This is a genomic window from candidate division KSB1 bacterium (assembly GCA_034506255.1).
In the GTDB taxonomy this organism is placed as follows: domain Bacteria; phylum Zhuqueibacterota; class Zhuqueibacteria; order Zhuqueibacterales; family Zhuqueibacteraceae; genus Coneutiohabitans; species Coneutiohabitans thermophilus.
This window is the reverse complement of the sequence record JAPDPX010000004.1, coordinates 145,195-164,485: the sequence shown is the minus strand read 5'-3', so window position 1 is coordinate 164,485 and position 19,291 is coordinate 145,195. Positions and strand designations below refer to the sequence as shown.

At 61.5% G+C, this 19,291-nt stretch carries 16 protein-coding genes; 9 read left to right on the top strand and 7 right to left on the bottom strand.

What is annotated here, in order from left to right:
• The first annotated feature begins 43 nt into the window (after positions 1-43).
• From rpe to ONB52_09230, 8 genes are all read left to right on the top strand, one after another.
• Positions 44-724 (top strand): ribulose-phosphate 3-epimerase, encoded by a 681-nt coding sequence (gene rpe, locus ONB52_09265; protein ID MDZ7416332.1) that lies wholly within the window; start codon positions 44-46, stop codon positions 722-724.
• Positions 725-821: 97 nt separating this feature from the next.
• Positions 822-1,499, top strand: a complete 678-nt coding sequence (locus tag ONB52_09260; GenBank protein ID MDZ7416331.1) for a hypothetical protein — start codon at positions 822-824, stop codon at positions 1,497-1,499.
• Positions 1,466-3,259: a DegV family EDD domain-containing protein gene (locus tag ONB52_09255; GenBank protein ID MDZ7416330.1), complete on the top strand. Its 1,794-nt coding sequence runs from the start codon at positions 1,466-1,468 to the stop codon at positions 3,257-3,259. The genes ONB52_09260 and ONB52_09255 overlap by 34 nt, the downstream gene beginning before the upstream one ends.
• A gap of 166 nt (positions 3,260-3,425) precedes the next feature.
• Positions 3,426-4,094, top strand: coding sequence for a glycerol-3-phosphate 1-O-acyltransferase PlsY (gene plsY / locus ONB52_09250; protein ID MDZ7416329.1), 669 nt, complete (start codon positions 3,426-3,428; stop codon positions 4,092-4,094).
• A gap of 42 nt (positions 4,095-4,136) precedes the next feature.
• Positions 4,137-5,000 carry a transglutaminase-like domain-containing protein gene (locus ONB52_09245; protein MDZ7416328.1) on the top strand — a complete coding sequence of 288 codons (864 nt, stop codon included), beginning with the start codon at positions 4,137-4,139 and terminating at the stop codon, positions 4,998-5,000.
• Between the two features lie 10 nt (positions 5,001-5,010).
• A complete protein-coding gene (locus ONB52_09240) occupies positions 5,011-5,832 on the top strand; it encodes a tetratricopeptide repeat protein (GenBank protein MDZ7416327.1) in 822 nt (273 codons plus the stop codon).
• A gap of 91 nt (positions 5,833-5,923) precedes the next feature.
• Positions 5,924-6,340, top strand: coding sequence for a (2Fe-2S)-binding protein (locus tag ONB52_09235; protein MDZ7416326.1), 417 nt, complete (start codon positions 5,924-5,926; stop codon positions 6,338-6,340).
• 13 nt (positions 6,341-6,353) lie between these two features.
• A complete protein-coding gene (locus tag ONB52_09230) occupies positions 6,354-6,566 on the top strand; it encodes a hypothetical protein (protein MDZ7416325.1) in 213 nt (70 codons plus the stop codon).
• 105 nt (positions 6,567-6,671) lie between these two features.
• Here ONB52_09230 and ONB52_09225 read toward each other — a convergent pair whose 3' ends face one another.
• The 4 genes from ONB52_09225 to ONB52_09210 all read right to left on the bottom strand — a co-directional run bounded on the left by ONB52_09225 (position 6,672) and on the right by ONB52_09210 (position 10,789).
• On the bottom strand, positions 6,672-7,037 hold the full coding sequence (locus ONB52_09225) for a hypothetical protein (GenBank protein ID MDZ7416324.1): 366 nt from the start codon (positions 7,035-7,037) through the stop codon (positions 6,672-6,674).
• A gap of 13 nt (positions 7,038-7,050) precedes the next feature.
• A complete protein-coding gene (locus tag ONB52_09220) occupies positions 7,051-9,027 on the bottom strand; it encodes an NACHT domain-containing protein (GenBank protein ID MDZ7416323.1) in 1,977 nt (658 codons plus the stop codon).
• A 102-nt stretch (positions 9,028-9,129) separates the two neighbouring features.
• Entirely contained in the window at positions 9,130-10,032 is a 903-nt protein-coding gene (locus ONB52_09215) for a hypothetical protein (GenBank protein ID MDZ7416322.1), read from the bottom strand.
• 235 nt (positions 10,033-10,267) lie between these two features.
• On the bottom strand, positions 10,268-10,789 hold the full coding sequence (locus ONB52_09210; protein MDZ7416321.1) for a hypothetical protein: 522 nt from the start codon (positions 10,787-10,789) through the stop codon (positions 10,268-10,270).
• A gap of 226 nt (positions 10,790-11,015) precedes the next feature.
• On the opposite strand from ONB52_09210, the gene sixA reads away from it, so the two are divergent.
• On the top strand, positions 11,016-11,519 hold the full coding sequence (sixA, locus tag ONB52_09205) for a phosphohistidine phosphatase SixA (GenBank protein ID MDZ7416320.1): 504 nt from the start codon (positions 11,016-11,018) through the stop codon (positions 11,517-11,519).
• Between the two features lie 432 nt (positions 11,520-11,951).
• Here the strand turns inward: sixA and ONB52_09200 are convergent, their stop codons facing one another.
• The 3 genes from ONB52_09200 to ONB52_09190 form a co-directional block, all read right to left on the bottom strand.
• A complete protein-coding gene (locus ONB52_09200) occupies positions 11,952-14,168 on the bottom strand; it encodes a hypothetical protein (protein MDZ7416319.1) in 2,217 nt (738 codons plus the stop codon).
• Positions 14,169-14,187: 19 nt separating this feature from the next.
• A complete protein-coding gene (locus tag ONB52_09195; GenBank protein MDZ7416318.1) occupies positions 14,188-15,285 on the bottom strand; it encodes a hypothetical protein in 1,098 nt (365 codons plus the stop codon).
• A gap of 440 nt (positions 15,286-15,725) precedes the next feature.
• Positions 15,726-18,815 (bottom strand): DUF11 domain-containing protein, encoded by a 3,090-nt coding sequence (locus ONB52_09190; GenBank protein ID MDZ7416317.1) that lies wholly within the window; start codon positions 18,813-18,815, stop codon positions 15,726-15,728.
• Between the last annotated feature and the right edge of the window lie 476 nt (positions 18,816-19,291).

Sequence of the window (19,291 nt, the reverse complement as noted above, 5' to 3'; positions counted from 1 at the left end):
GAAAGCTGCAAACGACGAGAACTTCATTCACACTGCCTGCCTCATGATTCTGCTAGCTCCCTCCATTCTGTCAGCGGATTTTTCGCGGTTGCGCGAGGCCATTCAGCAGGTCGAAAACGCCGGCGCCGACTGGCTTCACTGTGACATCATGGATGGTCACTTCGTGCCGAACCTCACCTTCGGCCCGCTGGTCGTGGCCGCGGCGCGGCGCTGCAGCTCTCTGCCGCTCGATGTGCACCTGATGATCGCGCATCCGGAAAAATACCTCACGGCGTTCCGCGAGGCCGGCGCCGACCGTCTCACGGTGCATGTGGAGACCTGTCCGCATTTGCATCGCGTGGTGCAGCAGATTCGCCAGACCGGCGCAGCGGCCGGTGTGGCGCTCAATCCCGCCACGCCCCTGACGCTGGTTGAAGAAATTCTGGGCGACATCGATTTGCTGCTCGTCATGACCGTCAATCCCGGTTTCGGCGGGCAGGCATTCCTGCACAGCACGCTGCCCAAGCTGCAGCGGGCCCATGAGATGATTCGATCGACCGGACGCACGATTCTGCTCGAAGCCGATGGCGGCATTGATGTGGAAACTGTTGCTGCGACCGTGCGTGCCGGTGCCGACGTTTTGGTGGCAGGCGCCGCCATTTTTGGCGCCACCGATCCCGCCGCTGCCTGCGCGCAACTCAAGCACGCCGCCCTGGCCGCCCGGCCCGATACGGTGCATCCTTGAATTTTGCACCCAGATTGATCCCTCCGCGGGGAACGCCGATTCGCTTGCGACGCCGTCCTACGACCCGAGGGGGGCGTAAAGAATTTTGCAGGTCGACATGCTGTCAACTCCGGCAGGAGTGACCTGCCTGGCCTTCCTCAAAAACGCGCCCGATCATGAGAAATCCTCCAGCGCAGCGACAAACGGTTCGTTCCGCTGGAGCTGTTTTTGGCGCTGCACGGAAAAAGCCATTTTGGGGGGGGAAGTCCATTTTCGTGGGAGAGAAGCCGTGCCGCCTTCGGGCAAACGGGCGAATCTCCCGGGCAACGCTGCTGCACTTTCGAAAAAAGTCTTGCTTGACTTTGAAGGCAAGAAACTGCCGGAGTTTTGTGAACACACCATCTTTTCCGGGCAACCGCAAGCCAGGATGCAAAATTCAGGTGTCAAACTTGCCGGCTGGTCGCGGTCCCAACCAAACGAAACCGGGCTCCTTCACACTTCCCGCGCCTGGCGGCTTCGCGGCTCTGACATAATTCCGGTGAAAAAGTTGAAGCCATTGGTCTTCCTGGTCTGGAGACAAATTGGCCTGCGTCACGATCCCGCAAGTGGTGGAGGTCGCACCCGGCTTCCTGATTTTCGCTTGACTTTTCCGGGCAGTCAGCCTACATTTGCGCCGTTCTTTTTGGATGATTTTGCGACCCTGCCCGCTGCCATGACGGTGGTGACGACAGTTTTGCGGCTCATTCTTGCAAGGCGTATGCGATGCCCATTACCTACCTCGATGGCCCGCGACTGAAAGACTCGGTGATTGCCGGAGCGCAACGCCTGATTCAAATGCAGGAGCAGCTCAATCACATCAACGTGTTTCCCGTCCCGGATGGCGACACCGGCACCAACATGGCCCTGACCATGCGCAGCGTGGCGGAGGGCGCGCTCAACTGCAAGGAACAATCGGTGCATGCAGTAAGTCTGGCGCTGGCAGATTCGGCGCTGATGGGCGCGCGCGGCAACTCAGGCGCCATTCTCGCGCAATTTTTCCAGGGCCTCTCCGAGGGTTTTTCCGGCAAGACGCGCGCCGACCTGGGCATGTTTGCCGCCGCTGTGAAAACCGCCGCCCGCCTGTCGCGCGAAGCCATCGCCGAGCCGCGCGAGGGCACCATTCTCACTGTGATCCACGACTGGGCACAACACATTCATGACACCTGGCAGCGCGTCACGGATTTCCCCACCCTGCTGCGTGAATCCCTGCAAGCCGCCACCGAATCCCTGCACCGCACCCCGGAGAAACTCAAAGTGCTGGCGAAAGCCGGCGTGGTGGATGCCGGTGCCCAGGGTTTCGTGCACCTGCTGGAAGGCATCCTGCAATTCGTGCAATCGGGCAAAATCGAACGCCTGGCGCGGGGCATCCTGACGTTTGGCAACGCCAGGGCGCGGGTCGAAGAGCAGCCGGAGCAAATCACCTTCCAATATTGCACCCAGGCTTACATCGTCGGCCAGAACATCGACCGCCAGGCCCTGCGCGAGCAACTGCGGCCGCTGGGCGATTCCATGATCGTCGCAGGTTCGAGCGAGCGCGTGCGCATTCATATTCACAGCAATGAGCCCGAGCAGGTCTTCGCGGTGGCGCGCGCATACGGCGAGCTGGTCAATTGCAGGCAGGACGACATGCGCAGCCAGCACTCACGTGCGCATCACGATCCTGCCGCGCAAACGGTGGCGGTGATCACCGATTCCGCCTGCGACCTGCCCGGCGAAGATTTCATTCGCTACAACATCCACATGGTGCCGGTCGCACTCGCCTTCGGCAGCAAAACCTACATCGACAAGGTGACCATCACCGACCGTGATTTTTACGAGCTGCTCGCCACCTCCCCGGTGCATCCCACCACCTCGCAGCCTGCGCCCGGGGATTTCAAACAAGTCTACCTGCAGGCGGCGCAATATCACCGCGAAGCCGTGGCCATCATTCTCACCGGCGCGTTGAGCGGCACCCTGCAGGCGGCGCAGCGGGCCGCACAGGCGGTGCACCAGGACATCAACATTCGCGTGATCGATTCCAAAAATGTATGCATCGCCCAGGGCCTGATCGTCAAAGAGGCCGCCATCGCCGCAGAAAATGGCATGATGCTGGCTGATCTCGAAAAACGGGTGCAGTGGGCGGTGCAAAATGTCAGACTGTTCTTCACGGTCGAAACCATGGACTATCTCGTGCGCGGTGGCCGCGTATCGCGCTGGCGCGGCGGGCTGGCCGGTTTGTTGAAAATCCGGCCGATCATCACGATCACCCCCGAGGGCCGGCCGCAGATGGTGGCCAGGGCCTTCCGTCGCAGCCAGTCGCACCGCAAGTTGATCGCGATCGCCACCCAGGCCGCCGCCGGCAAGCGCAACCTGCGCGTGATGGTGGCACATGCCAATGCCCCTGAAGCCGCGGCCTCTCTGGCGGGACAATTGCGCAGACAATTGGAACTTGCCGAGGTTCCGATTACCAGTGTGTCGCCGGCGCTGGGGGTGCATGCCGGCCCCGGCGCGGTGGCCATTGCTGTTTTGGGGGAATGATTCACAACTCGCGGCCGGCGAAAAGGCATGAGCCCGGCAGATTGCCGGCCGCTTTGGCAGGAGTGCCCTCGCCGGTGCACCAGGCCGGGGGCGGACAAGTCATCACTCTGTTTTCGAAGACTCTTTTTCTGCGCCGCGTGCAACGGCGTTTGCGTGAGGACATGCGATGCTGTCATTCCTGCTGGTGTTGTTCGCCGCGTATCTGGCCGGCTCGTTTCCCACTGCGATTCTGGTTGGCAGGCTCCTGCGCGGCAGCGATTTCGACATTCGCAATGAAGGCAGCGGCAATGCCGGCGGCACCAATGTCTTTCGTGTGCTCGGCTGGCAGGCCGGGCTGGCGGTGATGCTGGTTGATGTGTTCAAGGGCTTTGCCGCGACCCACTGGATTTCACGCTGGCAGCCGTTGGGCACGCCGCACATCGATGCCACCGTGCTGCCGATCGTGGCCGGCGTGGCTGCCGTGCTGGGCCACATCTGGACGGTGTTTGCCGGCTTTCGCGGCGGCAAAGGCGTGGGCACCGCCGCCGGCATGATTCTGGCGCTCTATCCGCTCGCCGCCCTGGTGTGCCTGGTGATTTTCATCGTAGTGGTGTATGCCACCCGCTATGTTTCCCTGGGCTCGATGCTGGCAGCGGTGAGCCTGCCGGTGGTGTTGCTGCTGGTGCAAAAGTTCACGCGCCAGGAGATTCCCGAAGCGCATTTTCAATTCAGCCTCGCGCTCGCCTTTCTCATCGTTTTCACCCACCGCAAGAACATTCAGCGCCTGCTCGCAGGCACGGAAAATCGCCTGGGCGGCAGGAAGCCGGCGGCCCAAACCGGGGGCCGGGCGCGGTGAACCGGGCACAAATCCTGAACTCCATCGAGGGTGTGAAAAACGGTGAAGAAATCTGCCAGTGAAATTCAGGCGCTCATCACCCTGCTGGGGGATGAAGACGCCAAAATTCGCAGCATCGCACGCGAGCATTTGTTGCAGATCGGCCAGGAGGCCGAGGGCTTTTTGCGGCAGGCCGCGCGTGACGATGGCGACGGCCGCACCCGCATCGAGGCGCGCCACGTGCTGGCACAAATCCACCGGGAGGATTTGATCAGCTCATTCTATGTCCTGGGTCTACTGGAGGAGGAACAGATCGATCTCGAACATGCCGCCTTTTTGCTGGCGCGGGTGGGCTATCCGGACCTGGACCTTGCGCCGTTGCAACGAGAGCTGGATGGTTTTGCCGAACGCATTCGTGTCCGCCTGGCGGAACCACCACACACCCAGCCCGGCCGCGTCATCGTCGAGACGATCAATCACGTCCTGTTCGTGGAGGAGAGGTTTCGCGGCAATGTTGAGGAGTATTACGATCCCGACAATTCCTATTTGAACCGCGTGATCGAGCGCCGCACCGGCATCCCGGTGAGTCTCTCTGTGCTCTACCTGCTGATCGCCCGGCGGCTGCAAGTGCCGGTGCATGGCGTCAACCTGCCGGTGCATTTCATCTGCCGCTATCAGACCCCGGAGGAATCCTTCCTGATCGATCCTTTTTACGGCGGCCGCCTCATCACCCGCGCGGAGTGCATGAAGCTGCTGCAAGGCTCGGGGATGACGTTCGAAGACCGCATGTTGCAGCGCGCCGCGCCGCGCACCATCATTGCCCGCATGGTGCGCAATTTGATCCTGATTCATTCCCAACGGGATGAGCTGGCGCAGGCGACTTTTCTCGACCGCATTTTAAAAATGTTGCGCACCCAGGAACCATAAGGAAACCCGCATGAATTGCAGTCAATGTGGCGCGGAGGTCTCGCCACAGCACCGCTTTTGTCCCGCCTGCGGCACCAAGCTGGCGCATGCCAGTGCCGGCACCTGTGCCGCCTGTGGCAGTGAGCTCAAGCCGGGGGCCAAATTTTGTCACCACTGCGGCCAGGCGGTGGCCGGGGCGGCCACCCCCCCGGCGCACGGCGTATCCGGTCGCGGCACACGCTCGCCATGGGTAACCATATCGCTGCTCGCCAGCATTCCCGTGGTGGTGGGCATCCTGTTCTTTTTGTTCTATCCCCGCACCAATCCCGAGCCGGTCAAGCCTTCCACGGCGGCGCCGGCAGTCAGCCAGAATCAGTCGCCGGCACCAAGGACGGGTGGAATGGGTGGGATGGGTGGGATGGGTGATATGGACGCCATGGCGCCCATCTTCGCACAGATCGACTCGCTGAAGAAACGCGTCAAGGAAGACCCCAAGGACCTCAATGCCCTGTTGCATCTGGCGGCCATTTACGAAATGGCCGGCAAATATGAAGAAGCCGCGGGCTTCTACCGCGACATGCTTGCCGTCAAACCGGGGGATGTCGAAACCCGGTTGAATCTCGCCGGCGCGTATTTCAATCTCAAGCAGAATGACCGCGCGCTCGCGGAGCTGCAGACCGTGCTGCAGCAGCGCCCCGATTATGATTTTGCCATGTTCAACATGGCCGTGATCTATGCTGCCATGCACGAGCACGACAAAGCCGCAGAGTGGTGGAACAAGGTCATCGCCACCAGCAAATCGGCTGATTTGATCAACCGCGCACGCGAAGGCCTGAAAGCCCTGAACCACTGAGCGGAAGCCTGTCAGTGTCCAACAGCGGGCGGTCAGTTTGCAGTCATCCTGTATTCCGCATTCCATCTCCAACCGAACCAGGAAGAGGCCCATGCCCACCGTTTACTTCGAAGCCGAGAATCGCAAAGTCGACGTGCCGGCCGGCACCACCGTGCGCCAGGCCGCGAAACAAGCGGGGGTGAGTGTGTATGGCAGTGTCAACCGCTGGCTCAACTGCCGGGGGTTCGGTCTATGCGGCACGGACCGGATTACGGTACAACCGGGCGAGTGCCTGAACCCGCCGACGATCTTCGAGAAGCTGCAGCTCGGTGACCAGCCGAAGGAACGTCTGGCCTGCCAGGCGCGAATCAACGGCGACCTCACGGTCAACACCGCGCCGGCCATGGCCTACGGCCTGGAGATGAGGGAAAATGTCAAATTCGGCGCCATTGCGCTGGTTTTTGGCGCATTGACACTGGGCACGATTCTGTTCATGGTCTTTGAAATGGTGGGCAGGCCCTTGTTTTAAGGAGGAAGGGCGCATGTTCAACATTCCCGAGCTGGAGTACCTGCCGCTCTCACGGCCCGCCTCCGCCCACATGCCGAAGCCGGATTGGGAAGCAAAAGCCCCTCTGGCGGAAGAGGCCTGTGGCTACTGGGTGTATTGCGACAATTGCGGCACCCGCCTGCAAAACTTCCGCTGCCGTTTGATTTGCCCCCAATGCGGCTTCTTCCACAGTTGCTCGGAGCCGTGAAGCTTGATTGACTTTGCTGAAATGGAAATGCCCTGATAGATTGTTCCATCCGGGCATTTTTGTTTTGGAAATTCAGCACAAGTGTTGCTTGCGAACGACGAATTGTTATTCACCGCCCAGCCGCTCCAACGCTGCCAGCGCCTCCTGCGCATGCTCGCCCCAGGGGAAGCGATCGAGATATTCCTGGTAGCGCTGGCGGGCTTCGGCGGTGCGGCCCGCGGCTTCGAGGGCGCGGGCGAGCTTTGGGAGGAAATGAGATAGACGTGAAGGCCGCTGTTCAAATTGAATGGCAAGCTGGTATTCGTCGATTGCCTTCTCAATTAAGTTGAAATGCTCAAAATCAAGCTCTCCCAAGCCCAAATGCGGGGCGGCATATTCAAAGTCAAAATTCGTCGCAATTTGGAATTGTTCCATAGCGCCCATATAGTTTTTTTTATCGAAAATGTGCGTCCGAGATGGTGATGCCGCCACGGGGAGTCGTGGTTCAGTGTAACCGCCTGCTGCAAGCACGATTCTGACGCTTCAAGTTCTTTGTTGTATCTGTATGCAATACCCAAATTCGCCCAAAGCCAGCCATCTTTTGGACGGCAATTTCATCGACAGTCTCCGCGACAACATACTTTGCATAGGCAGCACACTTCGCCGCCAAATACAAATCCGTTTTCATCACCTCCCTCACCACCTCCGTCGCATCCTCCACCAGCCCACACACAAACACCAGCACTTCTGCCCATTCGGGGTCGCTGACATGCTTGAAAACATATTCGATTGATTGATGCAGCGCCACTTCACGCGCGAAGAAGTATTCCTGCACGGCCTGGTGAAAGAAACCGGTTTGGCCCGCGCTTTCGCGCAGCAGGCCGTGGTGGAGAAATTCGCGACTGAGATCTGCAACGTTCAGATGCGCCGGCGCTTCGTTCTTGCGCTGGAGTTCCGCCAGCCGGGCGGACATGACAGCCGCAGCCTCATCCGCCGAAAGCAACGTCCGGCTGGTGCCGAGTCGCCACGCCAGCGCCGAGAGAATCTCTTTTTCCACCCGCACCGAGCCTGCGCCTTTCACGCGCGCCCATTCGCTCAAATAACGATCGATAAAACGGTCGAACAGCTCCGCGCGATTCTGCGGCGGGTTGTCGCTGGCGCGCAGCTCGTCCGCCAACAGCGTGAGCATGAGCGGATTGCGGCACAGGTCGCGCGTGTATTCGTCCAAGCCTTTCCATGCCGGCTGCGCTTTTTCTGCGCCGATTTCAATCTCCAAAACCTTCGAGGCATTGAAGCTGCTCAAGCGTTTCAGTTGGAACGCCGTAAATTCGTGGCGCAATTCGTCGCGATAAATGCCGGGCCGGCAGGTCACGACAAAACGATTGTGCGGAATGTCGTGCACAAGATGGCGGAGATGATGCACGACTTCGTCATAAGCCTCGCCGACTTCGTTCAGCCCGTCGAACAGCAGCAGGCAGCCGCCGGCCGCGAGGCGTTTGCGCACATCGACATCATGCACGCCGCGTACACTCGCGGTGATCAAACGCCACAGGCCATATTGGGCATCTTTGGCGGCAAGGGTGGGATAGGCGGAGAGATCGACAAAAAGAGGAAGGGTGAAATCCTCCGGTTCATTGCCTCCCGGCTTCCTGCCTTCGCCGTGCCAAACCGCATATTCTGCCGCGAGTTTTTTGAGCGAGGTGGTTTTGCCCGCGCCCGGCTCTCCCAAAATGAGAAGCCGCGGGAACGTCTTGACCGCAATGCTCACTTTCATGTTGCGCGGCCGCTCGGCCTCGACTTCTTCCAGAAACAGCGGCGGCAAAGTGAGCGTGCGCAACCGCAACGGCCGTGCGGTTTTCTGCAATTCAGTGCGGCAGTATTCGAGATGTTCGGCGAAGGCGCTGAGAGGCGGGATTTCTTCTACCACACGAGCGCTGGGAGCGCCCGGGCGGTCTTCGGGAACCAATTTCAGCAACCAATCAGTAATGTGCTGGCGCAGCAACGCGGCAAAATGCCCGGGGTCGCGATAGTTGGTGTAAAGCGCAAGCCGGCCGTCTTCCACCTGCTGTTTGAATTCGAGAACCTTTTGCAATTGCGGGCCGGGATCAGCGAGAAAGTCGGGATGCACCTCGCGGAAATAGAGCATGATTTCCGGCGCATTCTCTCGCATGTAGCGTTCGCGCGCGAGATTGAATTCCTCCAGCGTGCCGGATTCCGCCTCGCCGGTGGGCAAGCCGAAGCGCCGCCACAAAATGCCGAGGAACAAATCGCATTCGCGCACGAGTTGATTGATGCGCGCCTGACTGCGGCCCATACCCGGCGCGGCATGCGTTTCCCAGCCTGTCGCCTCGAGATCAAAGCCGTGTTTCTGCGCGAGCATACGCAGGCTCAGAATCTCCTCGCGCGCTTTTTCGCGTTCGACCATCACATCGCCGGGCGAGGCGATGAAGACCTTTAACAGTTTTACGGTTTGACCGGGCATACTGCCCCCGCTTGCGACGTTACTGGTGGTTTGAAAATTTGCCGGTTGCTCGTGGCTGATGAGCCGGCCGGCAGCGATCTCTGACGAGCAACCAGCAACCGGCTACTGCGGGATTCCGAGCTGCGCGCGATAGGGCAAATCATCATTGTCGTGCAACTGCCAGTAGGGCAGGCGCAGGGTTTTGATCAGCTCACCGGTGCCACCGTCGCTGGATTGCCATTTAAGAATGCGATGCGGATGGGCCTTCTCCACCCAGCACGTTTCGCTGCGGTTGCCAACCTGCCAGCGCCAGCGCCAGGCAGACAACTCGCCCCCGGCCAGCTTGAGCGATTCCTCCGCCTCCTTGGCAATCCAGCCGGACTGGAAAGCGGCTTCGCGGTGGCCGCTGCGCAACGCCCAGGCGCTCGGGAAGATTTGCACTTCACGGCGCCGGCCGGCGGCCAGAACCTCGCCTTTCAGCTCACGAATCCAAATCAGGAAATTGTCTTCGAAGGCGGCATTGGCCGGCAGCTTTAGGGTTCGCTTTTGATCGCCTTCACCCTGAAAGTAGCTGTGCAGGGTGAATTCGATCTGATCGCGCTGCGGAATCACCATTTGAAAAACCTGGCCGCACCATTCCTGCGCGGTGAATGAAATCTTGAGCGGCTCGAACGGCGGCCGGCCCAATTCGGATTCTATGCTGCTGAAGGTCGAGGTCAGGAGAGAATAGTCATAAATGCCGGTGGGAAATTTCACGACGTGATTGAGCTTCAGCACCGGTGCACGGTCGGCGGGCGGGATGGCCTCCGATTCGACTTTGATGCGCGTGGTGCGGGAAAGGTCTTCGGTCACGAAAATCAAAACCGCATACCCTTCGCGCAATTCACCGTAGCGCTGCGCTTTTATTTTGTATGATGACAACTCGGCTTTGCCATCGCCCCACCATGACCAGAAATCCTGCGCTGCCGCGGGCAGGGTCAGCAGACAACCCGCCAGCATGCCAACGCCAATCAAACGTTTTTTCATGTCAAGCTCCGAATGTTTGAGTTTCCGGTGCCGGTATAAAAAATTCATCCGTCTCCATTCCCGGGCATGAGGAAGCCGGCCGGACACCCGGCTCCCGGCGGACATGAGTCGAAAAAGAGCGAGCCCCGTGCCGGACGAGACGGCCGGGCGGTGGTGTTCTGAGGTATGACGCAAGAAGGGACCGCGTTTGACCGCGCCGTCACGGTGCCCATGCCCCGCGTGGTGGCGGCAGGCCTCATGGCACAACTTTCCAGCAGGTGGGCGGGAGGGCCGCGGCCAAATATTCCCCGTGCTGCCGGCGCGAACGATAGCGGTAGATGCTGCCGTCCCAGGCAAACAGATCGCTCACCAACAACATGCGGTTGTCTTCACTCGCGGCGCGGTGATAAAAGCGCAGGTCACGATAGCCCCTGGTGGCGGTCGATTCGACCTCCACCGCAACGGCGAGAATATCATCGGTGGGCAACAGATTGCGCAGCCCTTGCCGCTGGCGCTGCCACAGCCAAACGCCGCACCCGCCGGTGCCACACCATTCAATGACATTGGAAAGCATCAGCTCGCGCGCACCGTCGCCATCGATGTCGAGCAGACGGGTTTTCCAGAGTTTCTGTGCGAAACGTGTGTCCGCGCCCTGGCTGGCCATGGCTTGCAACACGTCTTTGGGAAGAGGGTCGCCGGGCTTCATCACATCCCACACCGATCCCGCCACCGGGCCCGGCGGTGAGGGCACCGGCATGACGGTGTCAGGCGGAGCCATTTCCTTCACCCCGGCAGGCGGAATTTGGGTATGAGGAGATTGCGATTTGGAGCAGGCCCCGCCGGAGAGCAGCAGGGCCATGCAGCCGGACAGCAGCAACCGCCGGGCGCCGCACCGCGCCAGTGAATTGACAGAGGGCCGAAAGCTTGCTATATTGCCGCCGGATTTTCGCGAAGAAAGGCAGGGCATCATACTCACAATGATATGCGTGTGAAAGGAGTGCCGCATGAAAATCTATCTCATTCGCCACGGCATCGCTGCGCTGCGGGAAACCTGGACGCGACCCGATAACGAACGGCCGTTGACGGAGAAAGGCCGCCGCCGAACAGCGCAGGTCGCTGCGGCGCTGCGCCGACTCGAGGGTGAACTCACGCATCTCTACACCAGCCCGCTGCTGCGGGCGCGGCAAACCGCGGAGATAATACAAAAGAAACTGCAAATCCACAAGCTTGAGGAAACCGCTCTGCTGCAGAACGATGCCGCACCGGCCGATCTGCTGTCGTTTTTGAATCAACATGAAGATGGCGCCACTCTTGGACTGGTTGGCCATGAACCCCATCTGAGCGCTCTGCTCGGTTTTTTGGTAACGGGCCGGAACACTGCCTTCATGACATTCAAAAAGGCGGGCGTGGCGCTGGTGGAAGGCGAAGTGCCGGCACAGGCCGGCGGGTTTACATTGCGCTGGTTGCTGGAGCCGGGACTGCTTCGGAGGCTGGCCCGGCGCACATAGACCCAGACCCTGGCTGTGGCCGGGGCGGAAGGCAAAGCTGGCGGGAGCGCTTCCCCTTGCGGCAGGGCTCCCGGGAACACTCGGGCAGCAAACCCGCTTCAGGGTCGGTGCCTGAAGGCACGACTACGAAAGCTCATTTTCATCGGGATGGATGTGCAAAGGCACAGGGCAAATTACCACCAAAATGCACCGCTGTCACCGGGGAGGAGTCTTTGTGAGAAGGTCGTGGCACTGGACAAGATGCCGCCGGGATGAAATGCTCCAAAAGTGATCATCCTCGCTCCTGAGGGGTGAGGGCTGCGGCATGATCATGGTGGTGGCAAGCCGGGGCAGTGTTCAACCCGCCAGTTGCCGGCAGCGCAACGGCCACCAAACCGCCGCTCGCATCGGGCTGCTGGTGCGGCTGGTACGGCCTGGTTGCGGCGGCTCTGCTCACCAAATAACATGCAACTCCGCGCGGCGATTGAGGAAGCGGCCGGCAGGATGCGCATCGTCTCCAAAAATGGCCCGCGGGATGTCTTGCGGTTTGTATCCCATCACACAAAAGGCTTCCACCACTTCCGGGGCTTCTTCAAGGCGGCGGTGAAAGGGCACGGTCACGCCGAAGCCGGCGATCACAATGGCGAGATCGCGGCTGTGGTCGCGGTCGGACAATTGCAGGTGGACGGTTTCCATCGGCAGGCGATCGCGAATCGCGGCGATGCGGTTCTCAATCTCGCGGCGCGCAGGCACGCGCGGCGTCACCGGCATTTCATCGAAGGCGCGAAGTTTTTCGGCGATGATCAGTTCACGGTAGCCGGGGTGCCGGCCGTTGGTGCCGGCCTGAACAACGGGCCGGGCATGCGCCGCGAGCTGCGGCGGGCGTGAAGGGCCGTTGCCCGGCAGGTGCTCGTTGATGATTCTGAGCTCGAGACCGGCCCGGCGTGCCTGCTCGGCGAGCGCCGTCTGCAGCAGCGCGGCGAGATGCCGGGCACGGCGGAACGACAGGTCGAGGTTGTATTGGCTGCCGCGGCCATCGCGGCGGTGTTCGCCCAGGCTGTCGCTGTGGCCGGTAATGAAGACGAGCGTGCGGGAGGTGGGCAGGGTGAGATGCTCGCGCACGGATTGCACGATTTCCGCGCCGATCGCTGTCACGCGTTCGCGATCGATGTCATAACAGAGTTCGACGCGGTCATAGGGTGAAAAGGTGAAAATTTCCGCGCGCGGCGCCGGCACGTCGAAGGTGATGGCATTGCTTGTGGCGAGGCCGGTCTCACAGGCAGTGTTGAGCCGCAGACTGGCGGTGTATTTGCCGGGTTTGAGAAAGCGCCACCATGCGGGCGAGCGCAGGGCGAGAATTTTTTGCGGCCGGCAAAGCTCGCGCAATTCCGCCGGCGAAAGCCTTTGTGTGAGGGTATGCCCCGCCACATCGGTCACCACCAGCTCGGCGCCCTGCAGACAGGCTCCCAAAAGCAGGGTATCGAGCTGCGACAAACGGAAAGTGGCACAATCGGCGGAGAAGTCATGCGCCAGTCGCACCGGAGCAAAGACCAGTTGTTGTGCGGCCGGCGCAAAGACCAGCGGCACCACCCGGTTCTCCTCGGCAAACCATTGCGGCGACACTTCCGAAGGCGCGCGCTTCAAATAAATCTCCTGTTCCGCCGCGGAGGCTTCCCGCAGCCCCAGGCCGAAAGCGCTGGCGGTTTCGCCGCCAGCCCCTGCCTCTTGCCCGCCGGCGCAGGCGTTTGCTTTTTGCAGGGTACGGGCAGAGCGTTCGATCCAGCTCAACAGGAATTGCGCCCGGCTTGTTGCCCGCCTGAGCTGTGTCGCGCGATCCGCCGGGAGAAGAGGATCTTCCAAGACCAGAAAATCACCCTGCAGAGGCTGCCGGGCGAGCCGCTGCGCCACCATCCCCAGAAACAACGAGTGCAAACTGCGGTCGGTGTCATTCTGATTGGGCCGATCCGAGTCTGCTTCAAAAAAAGTGCTGGCGACCAGCGGCAAATGCCGGTAGTTTGCCCGCGCGGTGTCGATGCTGACGGCATGCAGCAGGGTGAGTTGCGGCGCCGGCTCGGGGCAAAAAAATTCAATCCGCCTGACTGTGCTGAACGTGACCGTCTGCCCGCGTTGCAGGGTGAAATGCAAAGCATAAACGCCGGGGCGGTCAGGTTGAAAATGAAAGATGCCCAGACGCAGCAAATCGTTGCGCCCCATGGCAATCTCCGAGTACAGCTCCAGGCGCGCCAGAGTGTCGCGCGGGGAAAGTTGCCGCACTGTTTTGAAGGTTTCGGAACCGGCATCGGTTCGGATGCGCAACTTGTTCCAGTCCACTTCTCCCTGCTCCACCCGGCCGCTGCCGCCCGGCTGCCAGTGGCGCACATACTGCAGAGTCCAATGATCGAGCCAGAAACGGCTTTTGGCGGAGGGGCACGCCGCAGAGCCGGGCTGCTCCCGGCGCGTCGCTGCGACCGTGAGGCGGAATGCCGTGAGCGGCAGATCCTTGCCGCCGGCCTGCGTCTCGCGATTCCAGACATTGAGCGTGCAGGCGTAGGTCTGTGTCAGCGGCAGACGAGCGGCTAGCTGCGTATCGCTGCGCTCCCCGGATGTGGCGGCGGGGAAAACGCCGCCGGGAAGACCAAGGAGAATCAACAGAGCCGTTGAAAGTCGCATGAAGTTACTCGCTCGAGCTTTACTGTGAATCCGGGCTGGCCGGCCGGGAGAATGACAAGGTGACCAGGTGGTTGAAAAAACCAGCGGGGCGACTCTGCTGCCAAAGGGCCGGCATGAGAAAAGCGTAGTGCAACTCCAGCAGCATGGGCTTGGCGAGCCGAAAACCCGCTGACCACCAGTTGTAATTCACCCCCAGGCGCACACGCAGGACTTCAGGATTCAACGCAAACAGCCCGCACTCACTGCCCAGCGCCAGTCGCCAGCCGGAGAGATTGTCGCGGTGCTCGAGATCGGCGGCGAGCAACCAGCGGCGGCGTGGTTCGAGCAACACGGCCATCCCGGCACGCAGGCGGCGCGGCGCTTTGTGCTCACCGGCCAGCGCCAGATCGGGGGCAAGCACATTGGCAGCCATGGCGAGGTTGAGACGGCGATGCAAATGCGCCATCGCGCCGACTTCCAACCCCATACTGAAGTGGCTGCGGCCGTGCTCGGTGAAGAAGCCGCGGATGGCTTCGCGTTCCTCCACGGAATTGACGTCGGCGTGCGCGACAATCTCGCGATCGTATTGCACCCCCACCAGCGTGCCGGCGAAGCTGACGGCCAGCCCGTGCGGCAAATGAGAAGAAAACGGCAGCGGCCGGTCTTTCTCAAAAAAACCCCTGCTGGCAAAGACGCCGACGGTAATTTCATTCAGCAGCCCGGTGCGCAGCATGCTGGCAGCCGCACCCACCGAGAAATCATTGGAAGTCGGCGCCGGGCCGTGTGCTTGTAATGGCAAATCGTCCGGCCGCCCGAGCACCAACACGGGCACAGTTTGATTGGCGCGGCGCAGGCGGTTGTAAACGAAACCGATACTCGTCACCGACAGGGCTGCGCTGTTCTGCAGGTCATTTTGAAACGGCAGACCGGCGCTGAAAAGATTTTCCAGACTGAAGGCAAACAGCCAGCGCTGCGGCGCATACACCAGCCCCGCGGGATTGTAGGCAATGCCTTCGACATCATCGGAGACGGCAAGATAGGCACCGCCCATGGCGGTGGCGCGCGCGCCACGGTAGAGACTGGGCTGTGCCAGGCTCTCCCCGCCACCGGGCAAGATGGCCGCGCCCAACAGGAGCACGGCGATCCGCAGCCTGTCTTGCTTTAAATAAAAACCCCGGTGCAACATTCCTGCCTCAACTCTGCAAAGTAGCGGTGAATGACTGGACGAAAGGCGACCTCGACCAGACAGGGCAACGGTTTCAGAACGCAGCTTGCAAGCGGGCATCAAAATTCTTGGGCACACCCGATCAACGCTGATTTTTGTCCCTGCATTTCATCTGCGAAAATCTGTACTCCAAAAATCTTCGCTGCCCCGATGGTTTTCGGTTCCATGCTCACCGGTGTGGACAACACGCAACCCGGCACGCGGTTATACCCAAATTCCGGACGTTGAGCGAGGCCGATTCATGCTGATTTTGATCTGCGGTGATCTGCCCAAATCTGTGTCCCAACCCGGGCGGGCCACAACCAAAAGGAAAACCTGCAGAGGATAGAAGAACCCACCTGCGGATGGCGGCTTCAGCGCACGAGCACGATCGTGCCGCGACAGCTTCCTGCAACCGACCAGATGTAGAGCCCGGGCTCGCATTCCCGGCCGGCATCATCGCGGCCGTCCCAGCGCCCGCGCGTGGTCAGCACACGCCGCCGGTTGCCGTGCAAATCGAACACTTCGACTTGCTGGCCGTCGTTGGGCGCAAAGCGCACTCCCTCCGGATGGCGTGCCGGAATGAAGGGATTGGGCCGCGCATAACATTCCTGTTTGATGGCAAGCACCGCCTGCGCGCTGGCTGGCGGCGTGAATGCCGACAGCGCAAGCGTGGCCGTGAGCGCCACCACCGCCTCGGCCGGCGCGAAATCCGCATAGCGCAGGCGCAGACGCACGCTGTCCTGCTGGCCGGCGGCGAGCGCCCGGCGGTGCCGCAACGGCAGGGGCAGCGCCAGCGCCGGCCGGCTCGCCAGCAACTCCAAATGCGGCGGCGCGAAATGGAGCGTGAGCGTGACGCTGTCAGCCGTCAGCGGACTCTCATTTTGGCAAACCACCAGCGCCTCCAGCAGCTCGGCTTCGCTGGCCAGACCGTCGCGATTGCCGGGCGCGTCCGTGAGCGTGACCGTCTTGAACACCACGTTCGGCAGCGGGCAAAAGCGCAGATGCAGCAGACTGCTGTCGAGGGCGGCGGCGCAAAAGTTTTCCGCTGTGATTTCACCGCTGATCCGCAAAACCGTGGCGCTCAAATCATTGCCGGCGATCACAAACTCGAAGTCGGCATGGCCACTGTCGTTCGGCGCCAGCCCCGCGGTGATGAAGACCGGCGGCGGCAATGGCTGGCTTTGCGCGCCCCAGCGGGCGTGCAAGTTGGTGAAGGTGATCCGCTGCGCGCTCGCAGAAGCGCGATTATGAAACAGCAGGCGCAGGCGCAAGGGTTCACCCGCTTCGGCACAGCCGTTGTGATTGGCGTCGTTGACTTGCAGACCATAAACCGCCAGGTGCGGCCGTGCCGCCGGCGGCGGGGCATTGAGGGTGAGCGTCGTCACGCCGGCATTGTCCTCCGGAACACAGTCTTCCACCTCCGCCATGATGCTCGAGACGAGGGGGATTTGCTCCGCTTCGCAGCGCAGCGTGTCGCGCACGCGCGCGCGCCAGAAGACGCTGCCACCGGTGTGCGGCGCCAGCGTGCCCAATTGCCATGTCAGGCGCAGGGCGTTGAGTTGGCCGCTGTCACTGATTGCGGTTACCTGCAGGGCCGCGGCGAGATTGGCCTGGATGATCACGCCGGTCGCGGAAATGTCACTGAGGTTTTGATAATGCACCGTGAAGAGAATTTCCTCTCCGGGATCGGCGGCTGCGGATGCCGGCACGGTGAGTTGCAGCAGGTTGCGGTGGCCAGTCAGCGTCACGGCGGTGGTACTCGTGTTGTTGGCCAAATCACAATCGAGTTGCGTGGCCTCGTGAATGCGCGCGCGATTGTACACCACGAGGTTCTCGCAGGCGCGGCCGGCGGGTTGAAAGCGCAGCAGGAACGAAGCGGAGTCGTGTGCCGCCGGTGGCAGCCGCAGGTCCGTGCGCAGCAGGCGGTTGCCGGCAGCATCGTGGAGAAAACCCGCAGGCAGGGGAGCCAGCAATTGCAGGAAAGCCGGATCCGGCAGGGAATCGATCACGGTGGCGGTGGCGGTGATCTGGCCGCTGCGATTGCGGTAGTGCAGGGTGAAGCGCAGCGTGTCGCCGGGCAGCAGCGCCGCCGGACCGGTGTGGCGCAACGTGTCGAGGGTGGTGAAAATTTCCAGCAAGTCAGCCGGCGGCTCGACCACAACGGCCGCCGTGCTGCGATTGTTGCGCAGGTGCAGCGGTGATTCCGGGCTGGCAGCGCCCTGCGCGGAAGTGGAAGTCACCACCGCGGCATTGTGGAGAGTTGCAGGGGCGCAGGGGTTGCCGGATTGCCGGCGCAGCCAGTCTTCCGTCAGGCGGGCGGTCAGGTGCACCGTCCAGGTGCCGCCGGCCATGAGTTCCGGCCGCTGCCAGGTCACAATTTGATTCGCAAAGTGGAAAGGCGGGTCGGCGCTGAGCCATTGCAGCCCGGCTGCCAGCGTATCGACGATCGCAAGATGCCACGCCTGCAGGCGCGGATCGAGATTGCGCACGGTGAGGGTGAAGGTCAGGGTGTCACCCACGCGTGCGCGTTGCGGCACGACCTGTTTGGCGAGGGCCAGCAAATCGAGCGGGGCGATGCCGGCGCAAGTGTTGCGGAAGAAATTGTTGTCGGGATTGCGATCGCAGTCGGTCAGCAGCGTTCCAGCCAGGCAGAGGGAGTCGAGATCGCCGGGCAGATCCGGTGGCAGTGGCAGACGGAGCGTCACACTCTGCGACACGCCGGCGGCGATTACCCCGAGCGCCAGACAAATGGAATCAGCGCCGGCGGGCGTGATGGTGATGCTGTCGGGCACGACGCGAACGCTGTCCGCGGTCAGGCCGGCAGGCAGACGCAAGCAGAGCGTGGCGGCGCGCGCCACGTTGCCGCGATTGGCATAGTCATAACGCACCCGCAACAGCCCGCCGCGGCGCTGCGGTTCCGCCGGCACACCAAGATTTTCCGCCACCAAATCGGGCGTCAAAACCAGCGTGCTTTCTGCGGCACGTGGGGTGCCGGGATAGATGCGCCGGCCCTCGCCGTTGCGGAACGAAACGCGCGCGGTGGCGGTCAGGGGATTTTCGCCGCAGTTCAACGAGAACTCGGCCACCGCGGCAATGTGAAACGAGAAAACCACGGTGGCGGTGTCACTGCTTTGCGGCGGCCGCCGGCGCACCAGGTCGCCGATCTGCCAGGTGATTTTTCCGGCCGTGGCATCGACCACCACCGGGTAGGGGCCGGCATAACGAAAGGTGGAAAGCTGCAGAGCGAAACGGCCGTTGGCGAACGTCGGCAGAAAGAATTCGGCCTCCACCCCGGCAAGCGTATCGGCCTGCAGCGGGTCGTTCCATATGCGGATGGTGTAAATCAGGCTGTCGGTATGCGCCGGCCGTTCTTTATCGACCCGGAACGTATACGCGATGGCGGTGAGGCCGGGGGGATGCTTGGCCTGCGGCCATACCGGAGACGCCGGCAGGCAAATCATTGCAACCGGAAGCAGACAAAAAAAATCCCCCAATTTTGGGGGGATGAAAACAGCACGCCTTCGCCACAATGCTCCCGCCGTTGTCAGCCAACGAATCAACTTCTCCGCTCTCCCTGCGTTTGAATTTGAAAAAGACCGGAGGCGTGATCCTCCGGACGCGATGCGGTCAGACGACCACCTTGAAAGACACGGCCACCCTCACTGTCATCCTGCCCGAATGCTGTGACGCTGGCGCACGAGGCCGCCTCCGGCATGAAAATGCCGTGGCGTGCAATCCCTGGGCAACGTGCGGCGTGGCCCGGGCACCCCTGTCTGCAGACAAAAGGTCTGGGCTACGTTTTCATCATGCTGGATTTGCAAAATTACCCGAAAATACTTTTGGAGTAGCCCCTTCAGGGTCGGTGCCTGAGGGGACGACGACGAAAGTTCATCTTCATCCTGAGGGGTGCCCAAACGAGCATGGCAGATTGCCACTC

What these genes read in the sequence shown, in the direction of transcription:
- ONB52_09220 (MDZ7416323.1), bottom strand. Translation starts at nt 9,027, where the DNA reads ATGCCCGGTCAAACCGTAAAACTGTTAAAGGTCTTCATCGCCTCGCCC.
- ONB52_09240 (MDZ7416327.1), top strand. Translation starts at nt 5,011, where the DNA reads ATGAATTGCAGTCAATGTGGCGCGGAGGTCTCGCCACAGCACCGCTTT.
- ONB52_09255 (MDZ7416330.1), top strand. Translation starts at nt 1,466, where the DNA reads ATGCCCATTACCTACCTCGATGGCCCGCGACTGAAAGACTCGGTGATT.
- ONB52_09215 (MDZ7416322.1), bottom strand. Translation starts at nt 10,032, where the DNA reads ATGAAAAAACGTTTGATTGGCGTTGGCATGCTGGCGGGTTGTCTGCTG.
- plsY (MDZ7416329.1), top strand. Translation starts at nt 3,426, where the DNA reads ATGCTGTCATTCCTGCTGGTGTTGTTCGCCGCGTATCTGGCCGGCTCG.
- ONB52_09190 (MDZ7416317.1), bottom strand. Translation starts at nt 18,815, where the DNA reads ATGATTTGCCTGCCGGCGTCTCCGGTATGGCCGCAGGCCAAGCATCCC.
- ONB52_09200 (MDZ7416319.1), bottom strand. Translation starts at nt 14,168, where the DNA reads ATGCGACTTTCAACGGCTCTGTTGATTCTCCTTGGTCTTCCCGGCGGC.
- ONB52_09230 (MDZ7416325.1), top strand. Translation starts at nt 6,354, where the DNA reads ATGTTCAACATTCCCGAGCTGGAGTACCTGCCGCTCTCACGGCCCGCC.
- sixA (MDZ7416320.1), top strand. Translation starts at nt 11,016, where the DNA reads ATGAAAATCTATCTCATTCGCCACGGCATCGCTGCGCTGCGGGAAACC.
- ONB52_09235 (MDZ7416326.1), top strand. Translation starts at nt 5,924, where the DNA reads ATGCCCACCGTTTACTTCGAAGCCGAGAATCGCAAAGTCGACGTGCCG.
- ONB52_09260 (MDZ7416331.1), top strand. Translation starts at nt 822, where the DNA reads ATGCTGTCAACTCCGGCAGGAGTGACCTGCCTGGCCTTCCTCAAAAAC.
- ONB52_09210 (MDZ7416321.1), bottom strand. Translation starts at nt 10,789, where the DNA reads ATGGCTCCGCCTGACACCGTCATGCCGGTGCCCTCACCGCCGGGCCCG.
- rpe (MDZ7416332.1), top strand. Translation starts at nt 44, where the DNA reads ATGATTCTGCTAGCTCCCTCCATTCTGTCAGCGGATTTTTCGCGGTTG.